Origin of the sequence: Opitutus sp., from assembly GCA_024998815.1 — a bacterium.
In the GTDB taxonomy this organism is placed as follows: domain Bacteria; phylum Verrucomicrobiota; class Verrucomicrobiia; order Opitutales; family Opitutaceae; genus Rariglobus.
The window spans coordinates 203,164-225,927 of sequence record JACEUQ010000003.1 but is presented as its reverse complement, the minus strand read 5'-3'; the positions used below and the strand labels follow the sequence as shown (position 1 = coordinate 225,927).

Genomic DNA, 22,764 nt, shown 5'->3' with positions numbered 1-22,764 from the left:
CGTCTGCCGTGCTCCGCCTCCCTCGATCTAGCCGTCTGTTTTAACTGCTTCCGCCATGTCTCGTTCGCTTCCCATGCCGTCCACCGCTCGTTTTGTCCTCACGTCGATCACGGCGGCGGCGGTTTTTTATGCCCCCACCACGGCCTTCGCCGGGTCTTCGGGCGGTACGCGTGCAGCGGTGCAGCACTACATCGCGATTCAGGGCAGCGCGGGGGCTGCAACCGGTACTGAGGCTGGAACGGCCGCATCCAGCGCCGGTTCGCAGGCAGGGGTGCTTGCGACCCAGGCTCGCTCCAGCGTTGCCCGCTATCTCGAGCAGCGTCAGTCCATGCAGGCGCTCCAATCCGCCGCGCGTGCAGCAGCCCAGGCAGCAGCTTCCAATGTGCCCAACGGTCTTGGCGCAGGCGGCCTGTTGGTCGCCCCCGGCGCCACCGTCGGCTCGGCGTTGTGGACCGGTGCCCAGTTGCCCACTCAACAGGTGGCGGTCGGCCTCACCACCGTGACCGTCGAACAGAATGACGCCAAGGCGATGCTCACCTGGCAGAACTTCAACATCGGCCGCGAAACCAAACTGCGTTTTAACCAAGGCGGCGGCGACTGGATCGCGTTTAACCAAATCGTCGATCCGTCGGCCAACCCAACCCGCATCCTCGGCTCCATCGAGGCGCCCGGTCAGGTTTATGTCATCAACCCCAACGGCGTGATTTTTCACGGTACCGCGCAGGTGAACACCCGCACGCTGGTCGCCTCCTCGCTGCCGCTTAACACCAGCTTGGTCGCCCGCGGTGTAACCAACAATCCCGACGGCCAATTCCTGTTTTCCGGTTTGGCCGCGCCCGCCGGTGCCCAGACCAATGCCTTCACCCCGCCCGCGCCGCTGGCCGCAAACAACCGCTACGGCGATGTGCTGGTCGAGGCGGGCGCGATCCTCAACTCGCCCACCAGTGCCGACAAATCCGGTGGCCGCGTCGCCCTCATCGGGCCCAATGTCACCCACGCCGGTTCGATCTCCACGCCTGATGGCCAAACGATCATCGCCGCCGGTCTGCAGGTCGGTTTGGAGGCCAGCGCGGACGCGTCCTTGCGCGGTTTGCTGCCGAGTGTCGGCTCGGTGGGCGATTATGCCGGCACCGTTCTCAACACCGGCCAAATCGACGCGCCCCGGGGTGCCGTGACCGTGATCGGCAAAAACATTAACCAATCCGGCCTGATCGGGTCGACGACCTCGGTTTCGCGTAACGGCCGCATCGACCTGCTCGCCCAGTATGACGCGGTGCCGGTCGGTGATTTCGCCGCATTGCCCGACTTTTTCGCCTCGTCCACGGGTCTGGTAACGTTGGGTGCGGGTAGCAGCACTTCGATTCTGCCCGAGACCAGTAGCAGCGAAAAGGCTGTGGGTGCCGCGCTCGGGATCGGCTCCCAGATCAACTTGCGCGGTCTCGCTCTCCACATGGAGTCCGATGCTTCGGTTTTCGCTCCGTCTGCCGCCGTGAATTTTGACGCCGGGCGCTGGAAGCCCGGCCACATCGGGCTCGGTTCCGCTCAGGCCAAGGCCTTGTTCGTGTATCCGGACGGCCAGATCTATTTGGACTCCGGCGCGTCGATCAACGTCGCCGGTTCCACCGGAGTGACCGCTTCGGTGGCCGACAACATCATCGAGGCCAAACTTATGGGGTCTGAGTTAGCCGATTCGCCGCTCCAGCGCCTCGGCAGCCTCAAGGGCGAAACCATCCGCTTCGATGTGCTGCAGACGGGTACCTTTAACGGTGTGAACTGGGTGGGCACGCCGCTCGCCGATGTCTCTGAATATGTGAACAACATCCAGCGCACCGTGGGCCAGCTCACCACGGGCGGCGGCACGGTCAACTTCACAGCGGGCGATTCCGTAGTGGTGCGCTCCGGTGCATCCATCGACGTCTCGGGCGGTTACATCGACTATGCCGGGGCCAAGGTTGAAACGACCAAGGTGATTTATAAGGGGCGTTACGTGGACATTGCGCAGGCAACACCGGACCTCGTTTACGAAGGCATCTACAACGGCGTGTTCACCCCCGTCACCAATACGGCCAAATGGGGTGAGGCGGCGGCTACCTCGCAGCAGAGCCGCAGCCGGCTTTTTACCGAGCGCTTCGAGCCCGGATACATTCAGGGCGGCGATGCCGGTACGCTCAACATTCAGGCCGCCTCGGTTGCGCTGGATGGCACGTTGACGGGTAAATCGGTCAGTGGCGTGCGCCAGCGGACCACCCCGGCCCAGTCGGGCGGGTTCTCGCTGAGTTTCCAAAACCAAGTGGCCAATGCGGAGGCCACCAATGGGTTTCTTGCCCAGACACCGCGCCCACCCGCGTTGACCTTTACGAAGGCTGCGGGCGCAGGCGCGCCGCCGGCGTTTTCAATCGATGCCACGGGATTGCCCGCCGACATCGGCACCGAGCGCATGTCCAGCGTGGTGCTCTCACCCGAGCTGGTGAGCAAATCCGGCTTTGGCCGTATCACGGTCGACAACCGTGATGGCAATGTGGTGGTCGCTGCCGATGGCGGTCTGGCGCTGCCCGCAGGCGGACAGCTTACCTTAACCGGTAAAAACGTGCTCGTGCTGGCCGACCTGTCGGCGCCGGGCGGCAAGATCGCGCTCACCGCCAACGGGGTTTCCCACGACGAGAGTAACACCTCGGACTTGTTGGGCACCGCACCGGTGTTGGGCGAGAATCGCGGCCTGTTACACGTGGCCTCCGGGGTTACGGTGAGTGCGGCCGGTGTGATCCAAAACGATGCAGTGGGCAGCGCCGAAGATCCGCTGGTGACCAAAGGCGGCACGGTTACGCTGACGGGGTTTGGCTTGGATTTGGAGAGCGGCTCCACGCTCGATGTCTCGGGCGGGGTGTATGCCACGTCGGGGGCGCGTTTGGCCTATGGCAACGGCGGCACGCTGAGCCTGTTCTCGGGCCGCGATGCGACCGAACCCACGGTTCTCGGAGGTTACCTCAATCTAGGCGCAACGCTGAAGGGTTTTTCCGGTGCCAAGGGCGGCTCGCTGGTGCTGATGGCACCCGCGTTGCACATTGGCGGAGGCACGGCGGCGTCCAACGCCACGGTGCTGGACCCTGAATTCTTCCAAACGGGCGGGTTTACCTCGTTTGACCTGCGAGGAATCGGTGGCGTGGCTGATGCTGCCCTGGATCAATACACTTCGGCGGTGCGGGTGAGCGCAGGCACGGTGATCGCGCCCCGGGCTTCGTCCTACTTCGTGCAGGCTGATGCTAATTCAACCGAGCGACTCGGCTTTGGCGTGGGCCTTCTCGACGTCGGCCAGCGCAGCCCCACCAGCCTGAGCCTGACGGCACTGGGCAGTCGCGATGCGTTTAATCTGCATCCGATTCGGGGCGACCTGGCGGTGCGCGGCGACCTCGTTGTTGAGGCGGGCGCTTCGATCACGACCGATCCTGCGGCGAAAATTTCGCTCAGCGGCGACACCGTTTATCTACAAGGCAGTTTGGTGGCCCGCGGTGGGGTGATTAGCTTAAAGGCGGGTAGCGATTCCAATAAGCTGTTCCCCGTGACGAATGACTTACAGCCGCAGACCACGCTCTTCGTGGACTCCGGCGCCCGCATCGACGCCTCGGGTGTGACCGTGCGCCAACCCGACAGCAGCGGGCGCGGCCTGCGTCTCGGCAAGGTGTTGGCCGGTGGCACCGTCAGTCTCACGGGCAACATTGCGGCCGCGCCCGGCGCAGTCATCGACGTGTCCGGTGCAAGCGATACGCTCGATTTGAACCCGGTGTTTTCCGGCCGCGCCTCCCGTTTGGGTGGATTTTCGACCACCCCGACTCAAGTCGACTCAGCCGGCGGCACGCTCACGCTGAGCGGCGGCCAACTATTGATCACCGAAGCCACTTTGCGCGGAGCGTCGGGCGGGGCTTCGGCCGAGGGCGGTAAACTGGTGGTAGGCTCGGGCATTTATCGGTCACCACTGGACACCAACGCGGTGACTCCCGATGAAGTCAGCCTGATCGTGACCCAGTCGACGCCCGCGGAGGATGATTATGATACCGGTCGAGGTAACTTTGCGGTAGATGATTTCACGGCGGGTGGTTTCGATTCGTTGTACCTGCGCGGCGTGGTGCGCTTTGACGGTCCGGTTTCGATCAGCGCCGCCCGCGAATTGAGCGTGGCCAGCGGCGGTGTGTTGTACGGTGACGCAGCGGTGGTCCTCAGTGCCGCCCGTGTGTCGCTCGGCACCGATTTGGTTAAACCGAAGCTCGCCGAGCAGGATGAGCTCCGGGCGTTTAATCTAAACAATGATCCCTACGACGTTGCGCCGGTTTTTGGTACGGGCCGTCTTACGATCAACGCCAGCCAGCTCATCGACGTGGGTAACCTGTCGTTACAGAGCTTCGGTGTGGCAGAGCTGCTTGCGCCCAAGGGCGATATTCGGGGCAGCGGTACGCTCGATGTGGCGGGTTCGCTCAACCTGACTGCGGCGCAAATTTATCCGCCCACCGCCTCCGTGTTTTCGCTGCACGCCTATAATTATGCGGGCGGCACGGGCTCGATCACGGTATCGGCCGGCGCCACGGCACCCGCGCTCCCTCTTTCGGCCGGCGGTACGCTCAACCTGCACGCCAACACCATCAACCAAAACGGCGTGCTGCGCGTGCCCCTCGGTGTGATCAATTTGGGTTGGAACGGCACCGGCACCGCGCCGGTTGATTTAATGACCGGCCAAGCTGTACCGGTGGCCAGCCAGGTTTCGCTCGGCGCGGGCAGCGAGACGTCGGTGTCGGCCATCGACGCCCGCACCGGCCAAGCGGTGATCGTGCCCTACGGCGCGTACGCCAACGGTATTTCGTGGGTGGACCCGCAAGGCCGCGACGTGAGCACCTTGGGGCCGGTGGCCAAACAGGTGAACCTATCCGCCGCCACGGTCAGCAGCGCGGCGGGCGCGCAGGTGGATCTGAACGGCGGCGGCGACCTCCAGGTGGCGAATTTTAAAAAGGGCAACGGCGGCCACACCGACCACCTGGCCTCGACCGGCAGTTTCGCCTTGATGCCCAGTTACAAGGCGGAATTCGCGCCCTTTGCGGCCTACAACGACAGCACCTTTGGCCAGGCGTTGTTGGGCAGCGACATGGGCTACGTTAACTCGACCCTCGCGCTCGGTGATCGCATCTACCTCGACGGCGGATCAGGTCTCGCCGCCGGCTCGTACACCCTGCTGCCCGCACGTTACGCGACGCTGCCGGGAGCTTTTCTGGTGACCCCCAAGTCCGGCTCGCCGTTCGCAACCGCTGCGGTGCAACCCGACCAGTCGGTGCTGGTGTCGGGTTTCCGGTTCAACTCCAACGGCACGACCTCCTCGGCGACTCCCTTGCGCAGCCTGTTCGAGGTCGCGGCTTCCGATGTGGTGGCCAAACGCGCTTTTTATAATACCGCCCTGGGCTCCGAATTTTTCAAAGCCAGTGCGGCGCGTAACTCCGCCTCAGTGCCGCGTCTCTCGCTCGATGCCGGTCAACTGGTGTTCAGCGCCACGCTGGCGATGAATTTGCAGGGTAGCATCACGGCGTTGGCCGCCACCGGCGGACGAGGTGGTCAGGTCGATATCAACAGCCCCGTGGACATCCGTATCGGCGGCGCCTCAACCTCAGCGCTGCCCGGCGAGCTTTTGCTTGATGCCAGCCGCTTGAGTGCGTTTTCCGGAGCCAGTTTGTTGGTTGGTGGTAAACGTGAAACCACGGCAAAGGGTACGCAAATCGAGGTGGCCACGGGGGTAATCACGGTCGACAACGCCGGGACGCCGCTCGCGGGGGCCGAGATCATTCTTGCGGCCAAGAACAACCTGACGGTTGGCGCGGGGGCGGTTATCCGCCAAGAAGGCACCCTTGGGGCTGCGGGAGCGCAGGATTTGGTGCTCGGTGATGCAGCGGTTGTCGGCAGTGGCGACGGCGCGCTGGTGCGCGTGACCAGCGATAGCCAAGCGGGTGTGACCCGCGCCGGCGTGAGCGCCGCTTCAACGGCGAGTTTGGTGATCGCTGCGGGCGCGAGCCTCGACGGCGGAGCCGGTCTGACGCTGGATACCACGGGCACCAATCAGATCGACTCGACGGCGGGCCTGCGGGCCGAGGCTCTCGCGCTGAGCAGTGGGCGCATCAGCCTGCAACTCGACGAGCCCGGTACGCTCGCGGCTAACCCTGGTTTGGTGCTCACCAGCGGCGTACTGGATGGGTTGCAGGTTTCCAGCAACCGCTTGGCCCTGTTGAGCTATTCCAGCATCGATATTTACGGCACGGGCCGGGTCGGTTCCGACACCTTTTCCCAGCTCACTTTGCGCGCACCTGCGCTGCGTGGCTTTAACAACGGCGGAGGCACCGCGACGTTCCAGGCCCAATCGATCCAGCTCGATGGTGGCGCGGGTGGAACGGCACCGGCCGCCGTGGCCGCCGACAGTGGAACCCTGGTGTTCGACGCCCGCTCGCTGCGCCTCGACGCGGGCCAGATGAACGTTTCGCAGTTCGGGCAACTCACTTTATCCGCCAGCGACCGCCTGCTCATGGCCGGCCAAGGCGGCCTCACCGCCACCGGCTCGGTTACGGTGGAAACCCCGCTCATCACCGCCGAAACCGCCGCTGTGCAGCAACTCAACGCGGGCGGTCGTCTCACGTTGGCCAACCCGACCTCGGGCGTGGCGAGCACTCCGGCCTCGGGCTTAGGAGCAAAATTATCCTTCACCGGCGGCACGGGCGTTACGGTGGACACGGCTATTAAGCTTCCGAGCGGCGCACTCGCGCTGCAAGCCACCACGGGCGATCTGGTCATCGGTGAAAGCGGCGCGGCCCGCCTCGACGTGGGTGGCACCAGCCTGAGCCTGCTCAATACGCTGCATTACACCGACGCCGGTTCTATCCGGCTCGGCGCGGGTTCGGGCGATGTACGTATCGGCAGCCAGGGCATCATTGCCGTCTCGGCTGCGGCCGCTGCCGGTGACGCCGGAAGTATCGAAGTATCGGCTGCTAATGGCCGTTTCACCTCCACCGGTTCGCTCTTGGGCGCAGCCGGGGCGAAGGGGCTCGGCGGGCGTTTTTCGGATGATGTTGGCAGTCTGGCGGGCGGCAGTCTCGCGGCGTTGGACCAGATCTTGAATGCGGGAGGCTTTGACGTTTCTCGCACTCACCGCATCCGCACGGGCGACGTGGAGCTCGACGGTCTGGCGGTTGCCCGTTCCTATAAAGTGATCGCCGACACCGGCGCGCTCACCGTGACCGGCACCGTGGACGCCTCCGGGAAAACGGGCGGGTTAATTAACCTCTCTGCTAACGGTGATCTGACTGTGGCCAACGGTGCGCTACTCGATGTTTCGGCTGAAACGTTCGACAGCGCCGGTAAGGGCGGCTCGATCAAGCTGGCGGCCGGTTCTTCGCAGGCTGGCGTGGCCAACACCGCCGCCTCGCTCACCTTGGCGGCGGGGGCGACCTTGGACCTCTCGGTTGACGCCTCAAATGAGCTAACCGACGCCGGCTTGGGCCGCGCCACGGGCGCGCTCCACCTGCGCGCCCCGCGCACGCTGGCCGGCACGGATCTGGCGGTGAACCCGCTGGCTGCGACGATTGTCGATGCCTCCCGCGTCACCCTCGAAGGTTTTAAAGTGCGCGACCTCACGCCGGGCTCCGGCACCAGCGCGACCATCACCAGCACGGTGCGCACCTCGGTGCTGGCCGAGGCGACGACCTTCGGCGACGCCACCGCCGCGATTCTGGCCCGCGTCAGCGGCACGGCGGAAGCCGGCACGGTGCATGTGTTACCCGGCATCGAGATTGTTAATCGCACGGGTGACCTGACGCTCGACGGCATTTGGGATTTGTCGACGTCCCGCTTTGGCCCCGCCACGAGCTTCGCCCAGCGCGAGCCAGGCGTGCTGACGCTGCGCGCTCAAGGCAACATCAGCCTGCCCTACGTTAGCTCGGCCTCCGCCTCGTTGAGCGACGGTTTCGGCACCGGCACCAGTGCGCTTACCACCACGACCGCGCTCTGGAACGCCCCGCTGCTGGCGGCCGGCAGCCGCTCGTGGAGTTACAACCTCGTAGCCGGTTCCGACCTCGGCTCGGCCGGCCTGCTAACGGTGCTCGCCGCCGATACGGCCAGCCCGACGAAGGGATCGTTCCTGTTGGGCGCAGGTGCACCGGCATTTGCGACTACGATCGACACCCGCCAGGCGACCAACGGCGTGACGCAGTTTTACCAAGTCGTGCGCACCGGCACCGGCGATATCGACATCGCCGCGCGCGGTGACATCGAGCTGCGCAACAACCTGGCGACGATCTACACCGTCGGCACCCAGGCTGCTGCGATGGCTGATTTCGATGTGCCCAACGCCAGTTACAACACCGCGTCCACGGACCTGGGCGCGCGGCAGTACTCCACCGCCGCCGGCTACGTTGCCCACTACAGCCACAGCGGCGGCAACGTCGGGCTGTTTGCCCAGAACGATATTTTCCGCACGGTCGCCGGGCTCATCGACTCCAGCAAGCAGATGCCCACCTCGTGGCTCTCGCGGCGCGGCAACGTTGATCAAACCACCGGTGGATTCTCCGCCTATGAGAATTCCACGGCCAACGGCCCCAGGACCCAGCGTAACTCGACGAGCTGGTGGGTGGATTTCAACAACTTCTTCGAGGGCGTCGGTGCCCTCGGTGGCGGCAATGTGAACGTCACCGCCGGTTCCGATGTGGTGAACATCGACGCGGTCGCCCCGACCAATGCGCGCATGCCCTTCGGCACGCCCGATGCCAGCAAGCTGCTCGAACTCGGTGGCGGCGACGTCGAGGTACGTGCGGGCGGTAATATTGATGGCGGTGTGTATTATGTGGAGCGCGGTCGCGGCACGCTCGCGGCGGGCGGCGACATCACCACCAACCACACCCGCACCAGCCTCAAGGTGGCCGACTACACCAGCACCACCTCGACCGCTAGCTCGACCTGGCTGCCGACCACCCTGTTCCTCGGCAAGGGTACCTTCGACCTCAGCGCGGGTGGCGACCTCACCCTCGGCAATGTGGCCAACCCCTTCCTGCTGCCCGGCGGCATCAACAACAGCTACTTCCTGAAGAGCTATTTCAGTACCTACGCGGCCGACAGCGGCGTCGATGCCTTTGCGCTCACTGGCGACCTCACGTTGCGCTCGCGCAACCCGTCCATCGACGGCGGCTCGCTCTACGATTGGTACAACAACGTCCTGCGCCGTAACAAAGCCATCCCGGTATCAACTCTCGCGGGCAAAAACCAGCCGTGGCTGCGCCTCTACGAAACCGATATGACCGAGTTTGCCACCGTAGCCACCCTGATGCCGGGGCGTCTCGATGCCTTCGCCGCCAACGGCGACATTAACCTCGTCGGTGTGTTTAACTTCCTGCCGTCCGCCCAAGGCGGATTGCAACTGACCGCCGCCGAATCGCTCAACGGCCTTCAAGCCGTGGGTTATAACCGCAACACGCGGCTCAACGAATGGGCCAGCGCCGTGGTTAACTTCTCCGACGCCAACCCGGCTCTGTTGCCTTCGGTTGCCACACCCTTGTCGGTGTCCTTCGCCGGCATTTCCAACAGCGCGCTGGTTAACACCGTCACCCGTACCACCGCCGATTTATCGCTCGTGAATGCAGTGTTCGCCGAGTCCGGTTCCTACACCGGTGATGTGTATGGACGCATCCAGACCAAACAAAACCTGCACGCCACCCACTCCGTTCACGCCCTAGCCACGGAGCCGGTGCGGTTCACCGCCGGCAGCGGCGACATCTCGGGGCTCACGCTGTTCTCCGCGAAAAAAAGCGAGGTTCGGGCCGGCCGCGACATTTCCGATGTTGCCCTGTACCTGCAAAATCTGGCGACCACCGACGTGAGTGTGGTGTCGGCTGGCCGCGACCTGTTGCTCTACAACCCGTCGTCGCAGTTGCGGACGCTTGCGGTGACGGCGGGCAACAGCCTGCTTGGCACCAGTGCACGCGGCCCGGTGCCTGCCAGTGGCAATCCCACGGCGGGTGACCTGCAAATCGGCGGCGGCGGCACGCTCTCGGTGCAGGCCGGGCGCGATATCGATTTCGGTGCCACCTTGCCGGCTGACGACGGCATCAGCGGCGGACTCAAATCGCCCGGTGACGGCACTGCGGTCGGTCTCACCAGCATCGGTAACGCCCGCAACCTGAACCTGCCCGACGCGGGGGCCGATGTGGTGATCGGCGTGGGTGTGGGCGACGGCTCGCGGATCGACCGCGCCGCCTTCGACACCGCCTTCCTTAACCCGGCGACTGCCGGGGCCAACGCCACGCGTTACCTGCCGGTGCTCGCCGGGCTCCTCGGCCTGACCGGGGCCGACGACGCCACGGTGTTCGCGGCTTATTCCAATTTCCCGTCCGATGTTCGTGCACAGGTAACCTCGGCCATGTTCAACCAGGTGTTGCGCGACGCCGGACGGGATCACAATGACTCCAGCTCCGCTGGTTTTGGCAGCTACGACGCCGGTTTTGCCGCCATCGCGGCGCTCTTCCCGGGCACCGCGTGGCAGGGCGACCTGCGGTTGTCTTCGCGGGTGTTAACCACCTCCGCCGGTGGTGACATCACGGTGTTCGCCCCGGGTGGCGGCATTAATTTGGGCAACGAAATCACCGCCTCGCAGACCCCGCCCGGTATCATCACCGAGCGCGGTGGCGACATCTCGCTGTTTACTCACAACGACGTGGACATCGGTTCGCAGCGCATTTTCACCCTGCGCGGCGGCGACATTATGATCTGGTCGTCCACCGGTGACATCGCGGCGGGTTCGTCCTCGACCACGGTGCAATCCGCCTCGCCCACCCGCGTTCTCATCGACCCTCAGACGGGTGACGTGAAGACCGACCTCGCCGGTTTGGCCACGGGCGGTGGCATCGGCGTGTTGGCGGCGGTTGAAGGGGTGGCGGCTGGCGACGTGGACCTGATCGCGCCGGTGGGCACGATTGACGCGGGCGACGCCGGTATCCGCTCGTTGGGCAACATCAGCATTGCGGCGCTCACGGTGTTAAATGCCGCAAACATATCCGCCGGTGGCACGACCAGCGGAACGCCGCCGGCGGCGGCGCCTGCGGTTTCGGTCGGAACGGCCACGGCCTCGCCGGATACGGGGGCGAGTTCCACTGTTGCAGAGGTAGCGCAAGCGGGCAGGGGGGCGGCCCAAGTGGCGAAGACCCCGTCCTTTGTTAACATTGAAGTGATGGGTTACGGCGGCGGTGACGGTGAGCAGGATAAGGAGAAGGACAAAACCGCCGACGGCGTCTGAGTGCCGAAAAAGTAGCGCAGACTTCCAGTCTGCTCCGAGACAGGCCAAGGCAGGTTAGCCGCAAAGGAACGCAAAGAGCGCAAAGACCGATCCGATCTGATTTTCTATGCGATCTCTGCGATCTTTCGCGGCCAAACTGCCCGGGTTACGGCCGGAAAAAGTAGCGCAGACTTCCAGTCTGCTCCGAGACAGGCCAAGGCAGTTTGCCGCAAAGGAACGCAAAGAGCGCAAAGCCCGATCCGATCTGATTTTCTATGCGATCTCTGCGATCTTTCGCGGCTAAAATGCCTGGGTTACGGCCGAAAAAGTAGCGCAGACTTCCAGTCTGCTCCGAGACAGGCCAAGGCAGTTTGCCGCAAAGGAACGCAAAGGAGCGCAAAAGCCCGATCCGATCTGATTTTCTATGCGATCTCTGCGATCATTCGCGGCCAAAACTCCTGGATTACGGCCGGAAAAAGTAGCGCAGACTTCCAGTCTGCTCCGGACCCTTTGGCGGCAAATTGCCTTGGGGCGTTTAAGGGAAGGTGTCGTGAAGCCGCCTGTGGTTTTTGTTAAGATCATGTTACGGAGTGAATAAAGGTTGGCCCACGCAGGCACTTGACTGCATCCACCACCACAAACGTCTCCGGTCAATTCACTTTTGGTTTACTCAAACGCACATGAACTTACGTCCATTCCCCCTTTATTTCAGCCTCCTGGTGGGAGCCTGCTCACTCGCCGCGATCGCTTCTGGGCAAGCCCATGCAGCTGCCGCCAGCTTCGGCATCAACCACCCTAATCCTAGCTAACTACGACCAGCCCCTTTAACATTCGGAGTCTATAAATGACTTCCTTAAAGTACACCATTGGACACCAATAATATGACCGCCCTGATTAATCCTCGCGCACACGTTAGTCTACAGCACCCGCCATTTCTTTCCCGGCGCGCCTTTGCTTTTGCCGCTATCGCTCAACTCCTGCTTTTAGGTGCGCACGCCGATGTCACCTTCTCCGGCCCCAACGCTAGCCCAAGCCTGACCGGCAGCAGCCAAACCTTCTCAGGTGAGACCATATTTAGTCAGACCCTTAGTTTTCGATACGAGGACGATAGTACTTCTGAGGTTGGTTATTGGGATGGGGAATCCTTAAGCGGGACCTATAGTTATTTTGGGGATGGGGATTTTTCTAGGGGGTTTTTGCTCAACACAGAGGGTCTTTTCGGGAGCAAGGACGATCTCTATAGAGCTAATGTTGACCTTATTTACAGAGTTTCTGCGGATGGATATTTAGTCGGTTCACTACCAAACGGATTAGATTCTTCCAGTGCCGGTTTATACGGGTCCGGTTCAAGTGCAGGCACATGGTATTCTATTGCTGCATACGATCCGTTTTCGTTCTCACTTTCCGCTCGATCGGATTCGGGGTCGTCGGGAGCAGATTGGATTTTTAGAACCCAACTTAATACCTCAACTACATTACCCGGGGTTAGTTTTTATGTTGATGCCAGTACGGGGGTAGCCTCGGGCACAATCGCTGTTTCGCCGCCTTTCTACACGTGGTACAAATCTACCTCGCTACCCAGCACCAGTAAAACTAGGCGAATAAATCGGCTAAGCACTTTGCAGACCCGTAGCATCCCTGCGATGAGCCTAGGTGGGAGCAGCAATGTCCTCGCGCTTTATGGTACCGCATCTACCACCGTTCCAACCATTGAGCTGAATCCCACAGCTGGCACCATCAAGCTTAAAAACGTCACCATTCAACCCTCCGGCACCGCCAGCCGTACCTTCACCCTGCCCGATAATACAGGTACTATTCTCACCACAAGTTCCTCACTCGACGTCAACAAGCTGTCAAGTGTAGTGCCCACAACTAAACTGCCCACCACCGTCACTTACTTGGGGGCAACAGTAGAACTGAATTCATCCGAGGTGTCCGGCAACCTGCCTTGGTCGAGACTTTCTAGTACCCCGACCACCATCGCTGGCTATGGCATCTACGATGCCGCGATTCCAGGTGCCGCGACGGTTCAGGGCCCTACTACGTTGAAAGGCGCGGTCACCATGACCGCACCCGTTACCGTGAGCAATGTCCTGCGTATTGCACCCGCAGGAGACCTCGACATGGGGGATTTTAAGACAGGTACAGCCGTTGTTTATATACCGTAGTTCTTGTTCAAATTCCGTCGACTCGCCCGCACTCGTCTCTACACGTGAAATCTATCTGTTTGTTGCACGGTTCTCTTTTGGTGGTGCTCGGCCTATCCCAGCATCTAGAGCTTCAGGCCGGACCTGTTCCGGCCAACAAACCCGCCGCCTATCCGGCTTGGTGGTTCGAGCGCGACGTCATTAAACGCCTCCCTGCCGCCGCCAACAAATCCGTCACTGATTGGCTGACGGATTACCCTAAGGCCGACGACTATGCCGCTGTTAATCAAGGTCAGCTTAAAAATATCGCCAAACGTGCTTATGAGGAAATGGGCACCGGTCTTCCTGGCGGGGCGGGCTCTACTTTAGAAGCAATCTGGGCTGATCCTGCTGCCAGCACCGACGATTACCGTGCTCTCAACCTCGGCCAACTGAAGGCCTTGGCTAAACCCTTTTACGCACGCCTCATTAGCCTAGGCCTCACGACTAAGCCTGTATGGTTCGACGGCAATGCCAGCGTGGACAACTATGCTTTAGCCAACATCGGACAGGCTAAAAACCTTTTTTCTTGGGATATAACCGTTTTACCCAATATCAATCGCAATGGCATCCCTGATGCGTGGGAGTATAACTATTTGGGTAAAATGGTGGATGACTCCAAGTTTGATTCAAATAGTAACGGAATGAGTAATATTGCGGAATATATACTCGGCATGCGACCGGATAAGGGAGCAACCATCACCACGGTCGAATCGCTCGCCGACGCCACCCAGGCTAATTCCGCAATTGATGTATTAATTTTTACGCCTTAAAAGTCGATGAACCGTTCGCTTGCCATCTTTCTGTCTGTTCTGAGTTCTTTTGTTTGTTTAATCGTGCCCCATTTCCAGCAGCTTCACGCTGCGGTCGCGGATCAGCCCATTAACGTACCGGTTAAATTTGCTGCTCAGGCAAACGTGCCTGTGGATACGCGGCCTGTTCAAGTTGCCGTAGCGTTCTATTCGTGGACAAATCTCTGTAGGGAATCGAATGGTTATAATAGCATCTTCTACACTGCGTGCAGCATTGAGGCTTCGATAAATGGCAAAAACTCGGGGTTTATTTCCCCGGCTGGAACTACTCGAGTGGGTGATGACATTATGAAAATCATTTCAGGCGGCCCTGTAAATGTAACCTTAAATGCTGGCCAGACTTATGACCTTGTTTTAGATAAAAAGATAGGTTATAGTTATCCGCAATATCGTCTATACAATCCAAGTTCGCAATATGGCGAATATGGAGTTGTTTTTTCTGCTCCGCCAGTTGGGTATCGAATTTTAATAAATGATGTGGAGGCCACTGAGTATAGAGCGCCAAACCTCACTGGGGACTATAAGGGTCGCCCGGCGTCAGTCGCGTCGCAACAAATCGTAACAATAAAGGTACGCCTTGAGCAAATAAACTTTGCCCAAACTAGTGTAACGGTTCCTTTTTATGCGAAAAGCACCCTGCAGACCAAAAACTCGGAACTTCCTTGGGTGGATGGGGATTCGCGTTCCAGAATGGCTTTATTATCACGATTGTCTTTTCAGGGTGCCGCAGGATTTGCCGCCTGTAATAATAGTGTGACGTTGGCGGGGCTAACTACGAATTTATCCATTCCTTCCACCACTAGTCTTAGTGGAGAGCGCGTTTACGTAAGCGCAGCTCAGTCGCCGGCACTGAATGTAAATACTGATTACGTGTTGAGCCTGGCTTCAAGTACTCCGGGCAATACATATTATCCGGGAAGTCATAGCGTGGTATTTACACCACCCCTAGGTTACCGAATTCTAATCAATGGTGTTGCTCAAAACTCGATTAATTATGAAAACACAGCTGGATCGTCCTATACCGTTCGCGTTGAACGAATAAACTTTCTGCAGCCCACCGTAATCGTTCCTTTTTTCGCGCAAAGCACCCTGCAATACAAAAGCTCGGCAGTGCCAACCGCAGGAGGTAGTCCGTCGGGGCGTTCAAGATTAGCCTCACAATTATCTTTCGAAAGACAGTCAGGATTTGCCGCCTGTAATAATAGCGTCTCGCTGGCAGGGCTAACTGCTAACCTATCCATTCCTTCCACCACTAGTACTAGTGTTACTCTCGATTGCGTGAGCCCATCCCAGTCGCCGGCTCTTAATATTAATACTGATTACGTGTTAAACGTGGCTTCAAGTACCCCGGGTAATACTTATTATCCGGGAAATCATTTCGCGGTTTTTACCCCGCCCATAGGTTACCGAATTCTCATCAATGGTGTTACACAAAACTCGATTAATTATGGAAACACCGCAGGATCTTCCTATACAGTGCGCGTGGAGCCTACATCAGGCGAAATTCCCACCCCGTATTACGAGGGCGCGCTCTCCGCTACTTTAAATGGTGTTACCGTGAATGCCGGTGGCAAGACTTCCTCTATAGCCACGGACATGGGCAGTAGCTTTGTCGAAATCGGTCGGCGCTATACATTTAGTTTGGCAGGCACCTCTATCACCGGGGGCGAGGCGCTTCTTTCTCCTCCGCCGGGTTATCGTTTGCAGGTCGACGGTGTTTTGCGTAACGCCATCACCTTCACCGGCACCACTAAGACGGCAACCATCGTTGTCTTACCTCCCGAGGATGGTTTCAGTGGTGCGGCTGGCACCTGCTCCAGCATTCTCGGTGGTCAGGTTAAGTGGAGTATGGCACTGGGTTCGCAAAAAAATGGCACCAGTGCAGGTGCGCTCTCACTCATTGGCGCTGGGCTGAGTGATTGGGCGTATCTCTATACACCCGATGCCCTCTACTACGATCCCGTTGATTCCCAAGAATTGCAGGTGTACCGACCCAATGGCATCACACCCCGGCAGATTCAGGTTAACGAGGCCTTCGTGGACATCGTCACCACCACCGCAACCTCCTATGAAGTCCGCGTATATAGCCCCGCACAGGTGCTGGGAGCGAACTTCCCTAAAACTTTTTCCGGGCAGCCTTTTGTCCTGTATCGAGTAGCGCAGGAGGCGGGGTCCTCCACCAAGCTCAAGATCACTAAAGAGACGCGTGAGTCCGCCACTTCCGTGGAGCCCTGCCGAACCGAATATACCACGATCGAACGCACCGGTACGACGACCACTAACTTTCGTTGGACGGTGACCGACTGGACGCAGGTCGCGCCAGGGATTGTCCCCCTACGGGTAGAAACGCGCCAATGGGGCAGTGATACGAGCAACTCCACGGTGGGCCACACGGAAACGATCGAGACCAAGGATGAGAAAGGAAAAATCGTAGCCTCGGCCAGCCGCGTTCACACCCAGTTCCCTTGGGGGGATACGCCTACCAGCACGACCCTGGGTGATACAGCACCGATCACCACCACGTTTGAATATAATAACTTGTTGCAGTCTCCGGGGAGTTACGGCTTTGCCAGCTCCAAAGTCGTGAGCGGGGGCAACTGGGAATCTTATGCCTATTTCCCGACGACTGATTATAAGCGGGTGGGCACGATTAAGCAGGTATTCAGGCCTTTCGGGGATGCTCCGGCCACGCCAATACAGGATGCTACGCTCTGCTCCGTCACCACCTACGACTATGATGCAGATGCCTTTGGTATGCTAAGGCGGCTTAAGTCTGAGGAAACACGCGTGGCCGGAAATCTTTTGTCCAAATCTTCGGTGGCCTATGCGACGAGTGCCGCCAATGGGATGACGCTCGTCACCGCCACGCGCAGCGCTTGGGCGGACAGTGCGGGGGCAAACCTCGTGAGCGTGACTAAGTATTATCAAGAAGATGTGGCAGACACCTTTTTCCGCAGCCAACCCCATGCCGTGATAAGTCCTGACGGGAGCAAGCAAGCCTACCTGCGGCAGCTCGGTGACTACACCTCGGGTACCTTTACTGCCGGAGGCGGCAAGACCGCCTCCCGGATCGGTGTCATTAACGGTATGAATCAGGCTGTGAGCGGCGGGGCTTTGCTCACCGACTGCTTTGGTTATACCATCGATCCGATTTATGTAGTGACCGACAAAAGCACCCTTTCGCTGACGGTGCGAGATGCCTACGCCCGTGTGGTAAGGGAAGAGACGTACGTCTGGCACGATGGGGGCTGGCAGCTGGTGACTCACCAGACGGTTGAGTACGATTGGGCCAATAAAGTAAAAACGGTTACCAGTAGTAACGGCGAACTGACTGAAGTTCAGTTCCTAGGTGACCTACGGCAATGGGAACGCGATGCCACCGGTATTAAACAAAACTTCAGCTACGATGGGGCCAGCCGCCTGCAAAAGGTGACCAAGGAAAGCGTGGGCGGTCGGGCTAATATCATCACCGAGTATGGTTACGATGCGCTTAATCACGTCACGACGCAGAAAGTCTATGCCCAAGGCAAGTCGGAGGCCGTCACCGCCAGTTGGAGCTATGATCGGGCCGGGCGCCTATCCTCGTCCACGCCTCCCCGCCAGGGCACGACCTTTTACCGCTACGATCCCGCCCAGAGGCAGACCACCACTGAACTCCCCGATCACGCCACGCAGATCGAGACCCGTTATCTGGATGGCAGTCTGAAAAGCATCACCGGCACGGCAGTTGTGGGGAAATTTTATTCTTACGCCGTCCCAGCTACAGGAGGTTTTACTTCCGTTGAACGCATCGCCTCGGCCGATTCGCTGCGGTATACCAAATCCACCGCCGATTTGCTCGGCCGCACGCTCACCGTTGAGCGTCCCGGCCCGCCCAATCAGCCCGTGCAAGTGCTGACCCATTCATACGACAGCAGCACCGGCAAACTGTTTAAAACCGTTACGCCCGGGCAGGCTCCTACCCTGTACACCTACGATGAGCTGGGCGCGCCCGCGCTGAAAGGCCTCGACGTTGACCGCAACGGACAACTCACCGCCGCCAGCACCGACCGCATCTCTGGCGCACGCTCCCGCTTTCAACTGGATGGCGGCAGCTGGTGGGTCGAATCCACGCAGTATGCCTATCTCAAGGCAAGCGACGCCACCGAAGCCATGCTCCAACGTCAGCGCCAGCGGCTGACGGGTTTCCCGGCTGATGGCACGCGTACGCAAAGCGAGAGCTATGACGTGGAGGGTAATAAAACGACCTCCGTCGTTAAGGTAAACCGCGCTACCCAAGAGGTCACCACCACCACCACTCAGGACGGTCTGAGCAATTCCGCCACCACGCTTTACCGCAATGGTTTGCGTATTTCCAGCACAGGCATTGACCAGCTCACCACCACCCTGGGCTATGATGACCTAGAGCGGTTACAGACTGTGACCGACCCCCGCACCGGCAGCACCACGACCACGTATTATGATAATTCTACGCAGGTAAAAGACGTCACAGATGCGGCCAACTATAAAACCTCGTTTGGTTACGACGATCAGGGGCGGCGCAGCTGGACCCAGAATCCCAAGCAGCTCTACACCCGCCAAGACTACACCCCACGCGGCGAAGTATGGCGCCAGTGGGGCGACAGCACCAATCCGGTCGCCTTTGGCTATGATGATTATGGCCAGCAATCGACCCTCACCACGTACCGGGCTGAGCTGGGCTGGACGGCAGCGCAGTGGCCAGCGGGCCCGCTTGCCAGCGGCGATCAGACCTCGTGGAACTTTGACCCTGCCTCTGGCGTCCTCTTGAAAAAGACGGATGCCAAGGGAGTCTTCGTGGAGTTTGATTATGACGCGAATGGCGCCCTCTGGCACCGCTACAGTCCGCGCACCCTGCCCAACTCCACCACCCGCGTACAGACCACCTACGGCTATGATGCCGACACCGGGGAGATTCGCTCCCGCTCCTACAATGACAGCCTGACCACCGCACTGGCCTACACTTATTACCGCACGGGAGAATTGGCCACCGTCACGGATGCCACAGGCCAGCGCACTTTTGGCGATGGCGCTAACACCCCCTGGCGCGAGACCTACGAGGATTTACCGGCATATTACCAAAGCCGCCGCCTCACCGCCCTCTACGAGGAGGCGACTGCCACCGCCACGTCCACCATGAAGGGACGCTCGGCTGGTTTCTCCCTCGGCACCTCCGCATCCCCGGCCTCATTGCTCACGCAGAGCTACAAATTTAATTCTTACGCACGGCTGGAGCAGGTGGGCCTCGCGACAGGCACGGCTGCCGCTCAATGGCTCAAGTATCAGTATGAGCCGAAAAGCCCCATGATCCGCTCCGTACAGGCGGTGGGTACGGACTACACTCACACCCGCACCTATGAACCGAATCGCGACCTGTTGGCCAGCATCACCACGCAGTGGGGCGCCGCCACTCGGACCAAGCACAGTTATGCCAACAACTCCCTCGGCCAACGCGACTCCGTGCTGCAAGACGGCGATGCCTTTGCCGATTATGGCGCGACCACCCACCGTGATTTCAAGTACGGCGACCGCGGCGAGCTGAAAAGCGCCACCGACTACCTAGGCGCGCTCACCGATCTCTCCCGCCCCTTCTCCGCCCGCAAGTTTTCCTACGAGCACGATGCCGCCGGCAACCGCACCGCCGATCAACGCACGGCCGATGCCAGCACCCGCTCTAACTACCAAGTTAACTCGCTCAACCAGCTCGATCAACGCACCACACCCGGCCTCGCCTACCTCAGCGGTACGGCCGCTCTCGGGGCACCGCTCGTCCTCGGCGATACCGCCCCGATGCGCCAGGGCCGCTACTGGGAGGGACTGTTCCCCCTCGCTAATCAAAGCGGACCGGTTGTCACCACGGTGCCCGTGCGCACCGCTCAGATCGGCCAAGCTGTTGGGGGCGGGGACCTCGTCACCGTGCAAAACAAAGCGGTGTCCCTCGCGCCCGCCGCCGAGGTCATTCAGTACGACGCCGCAGGCAATCTCTGGTCCGACGGTCGATGGGACTACACTTGGGATGCCGAGGACCGGCTTGCAGCTCAGCAGACCAACACCCTCTGGGCACTAGCTGCGGGCGGGGCGGCCACCCGGCTGGAATACACCTATGATTATCAAAGCCGCCGAGTCGGGAAAAAGGTCTACCGCCGTGCCTCCAGTAGCGCGGTCTGGCAGCTCACCCGCGAACTGCGCTTCATTTATTTGGGATGGAAACTGGTAGCCGAAACTGACGCCGCCGGGGCGCTGCAACGCAGCTATGGCTGGGGACTAGATTTCAGTGCATCCCTCGCCGATGGTGGCCCGGGCGCACTCCTGCAGATCACCGATCACACCACCGCCCAGCCACGCGCTTATCTACCCGCCCATGACGGCAATGGCAACGTGAGCGCCCTCCTCGCTCGCGACGATGGCAGCGTTGCCGCCTCCTATGAGTACAGCCCGGCGGGTGGGCTCGAACGCGCCACCGGCAGCTATGCGCTGAGTAACCCCTTCCGTTTCGCAGGGCAATACATGGATGACGAGACCGGCCTGCTTTACTACGGCTATCGCTACTACGACAGCCGTAACGGACGCTTTATCAACCGCGACCCCGCAGGTGAGGCGGGCGGCTTAAATCTCCATGGCATTGCTGGCGGAGACACCGTTAATGGCGGCGACAGCCTCGGACTGGCAGGTTGGTACCCTTCGACCGTTACTCTTCCCCCTTTATACATCAATGCGAAACCTCTACCGTTCTATATACCACCACCACCACCGCGGCCGACCTATACTTACAAGCCGTACATTCCCAATATATCTAACGCACTGGCCAACCAGAACCGCCCGGCAGCGGCTAGCGGTGGAGGTACAGGACTCGGCTCACTCGTCACGAATGGGGCCAGTGTATCCTCAGCAAATGCTTCAACTGCAGCGGTGGCCCCCGCCACTCCAGCCCAGCCCTACACCCAGACGGCCCAAGCTCCGCAGACTATAGATACATCGAGCGGCCAGCTGGGTTCTGCCCCAAACAATTTTTCGGATCATAATGCGTTTGGCAACTCTCCCGTTCACCATACTTATCACTCGTTATTGATTGAAGACTCCGATGGTCGAGGCTCTCGAATGGCCTCGAGGTTGTTTCAGGCTTTGCGAACATTTGAGTTTTTTAATAAAGGTGATATCGCTAAAGTAGCGCTAAATGCTAGCGGTAGCCGCGCCTTTTTTTCTCCTAACGGCACCTTAAAAGAATTTGGGTTGAAGCTAGGGGGCAAGCTAGGGGGCTTTGGTGCGGTATCACCAGTTAGTCTTTCGGTCGATTCTGACTCGATGAGCATTCGGGCTGAAACCCAGAATGGGCATTTCTTGGTTGGTGTTAGGCATTGGGGGGTCGAAGTTCTAAATGAGCGTTCTCCCGCCAGGGTTCGAATTTATAGCGAGGCATACGAGCAAATCATGTTTCCTGCATCTTTTATGGAAGGTGCTTTCAAAAAAGATCAAATGGCAGTATGGAGAGACTATCTTATAAATACTGCGATAGGTTCTGGTTTCGGACCTAATTTGTTTTCATCTCAAGGTGTCGCGCAACAACACGAAATAGAGGGGTCTGGCCTAAATCCATTCTTTGCCAGAGGCGATCAATAATGAAAATTTATTTCTTTCTTTTACTTTGTCTTGCTCTTGTAGAGACTGCGTGTTCCGACGAGAAAAAAATGGCTCCACAAATGCACTCTGTAGCACAAATAAAATCGCTACGCGAAACCTACGTTCTAACCGGTGACGCGACATATCTCGAAGCTATTTTGAATGCGGTCAAGTCTGATAATAAAGAGGCCGTGTTCGAGGCGCTCTTTTCACTTCAAATTCTTGCTCCGAAACATCGTGATAAAATTGGAAATGAGGTTATTATAGTGATCGGACCATTTTTGAAGACGGATGATGCGGCACTACTCCATAGTGTGACAGCCACGGTAAAAGCATATGGCCCCTTTGCCTTGCCTGTATTGAATGACTTGGTTGCAATCATTAAGCGTGATGCGTCCGGGGCGGCCGCTTTCTCAGCCGAAACTATTGGTGAGATTGGCGTTAAAGCTAATGCGGCTCAAGATGTATTGGTTGATGCTCTATATGCGAGCACGTTGACAAAAGAAGCTGCAATTAAATCACTGAGCGAAGTTGGGAAGCTCAGTCCGAATAACATTGATCGATTACGGGAACTTATTCGCTCCTCCCAAGAGGAGCTTAACTTTAAATTAAGAGTTGCTAAAGCACTATTAAAAAATGAGTCGAATAATTCAGAGGCAAAAAAAATACTTGAGGTTGCATTTAGAGACGTGCGTTCATTAGTAAAATTCGAGGCGCTTCATATCATTGAGGATTTGGGATTGGCCAAATTTCCGTGGGCTATTCCACTCGTTGAGAATCTCGCACTTGCTGACGCAGATCGAAATGTTAGAGCCGCTGCTGCGGGATTGCTTGATAAATAAAGTCGGGCCGG

Annotated in this window: 5 protein-coding genes; all 5 read left to right on the top strand. The window is 59.3% G+C overall.

The window, feature by feature from the left end:
* The first annotated feature begins 55 nt into the window (after positions 1 to 55).
* The 5 genes from H2170_16085 (at position 56) to H2170_16065 (ending at position 22,753) form a co-directional block, all read left to right on the top strand.
* Positions 56 to 11,299 (top strand): filamentous hemagglutinin family protein, encoded by an 11,244-nt coding sequence (locus tag H2170_16085; protein ID MCS6301589.1) that lies wholly within the window; start codon positions 56 to 58, stop codon positions 11,297 to 11,299.
* Positions 11,300 to 12,159: 860 nt separating this feature from the next.
* Positions 12,160 to 13,446, top strand: a complete 1,287-nt coding sequence (locus H2170_16080; GenBank protein MCS6301588.1) for a hypothetical protein — start codon at positions 12,160 to 12,162, stop codon at positions 13,444 to 13,446.
* A gap of 44 nt (positions 13,447 to 13,490) precedes the next feature.
* On the top strand, positions 13,491 to 14,237 hold the full coding sequence (locus H2170_16075; GenBank protein MCS6301587.1) for a sugar-binding protein: 747 nt from the start codon (positions 13,491 to 13,493) through the stop codon (positions 14,235 to 14,237).
* Between the two features lie 6 nt (positions 14,238 to 14,243).
* Positions 14,244 to 21,911 (top strand): hypothetical protein, encoded by a 7,668-nt coding sequence (locus H2170_16070; GenBank protein MCS6301586.1) that lies wholly within the window; start codon positions 14,244 to 14,246, stop codon positions 21,909 to 21,911.
* Entirely contained in the window at positions 21,911 to 22,753 is an 843-nt protein-coding gene (locus tag H2170_16065; GenBank protein MCS6301585.1) for a hypothetical protein, read from the top strand. The genes H2170_16070 and H2170_16065 overlap by 1 nt, the downstream gene beginning before the upstream one ends.
* The last annotated feature ends 11 nt before the right edge of the window (positions 22,754 to 22,764 follow it).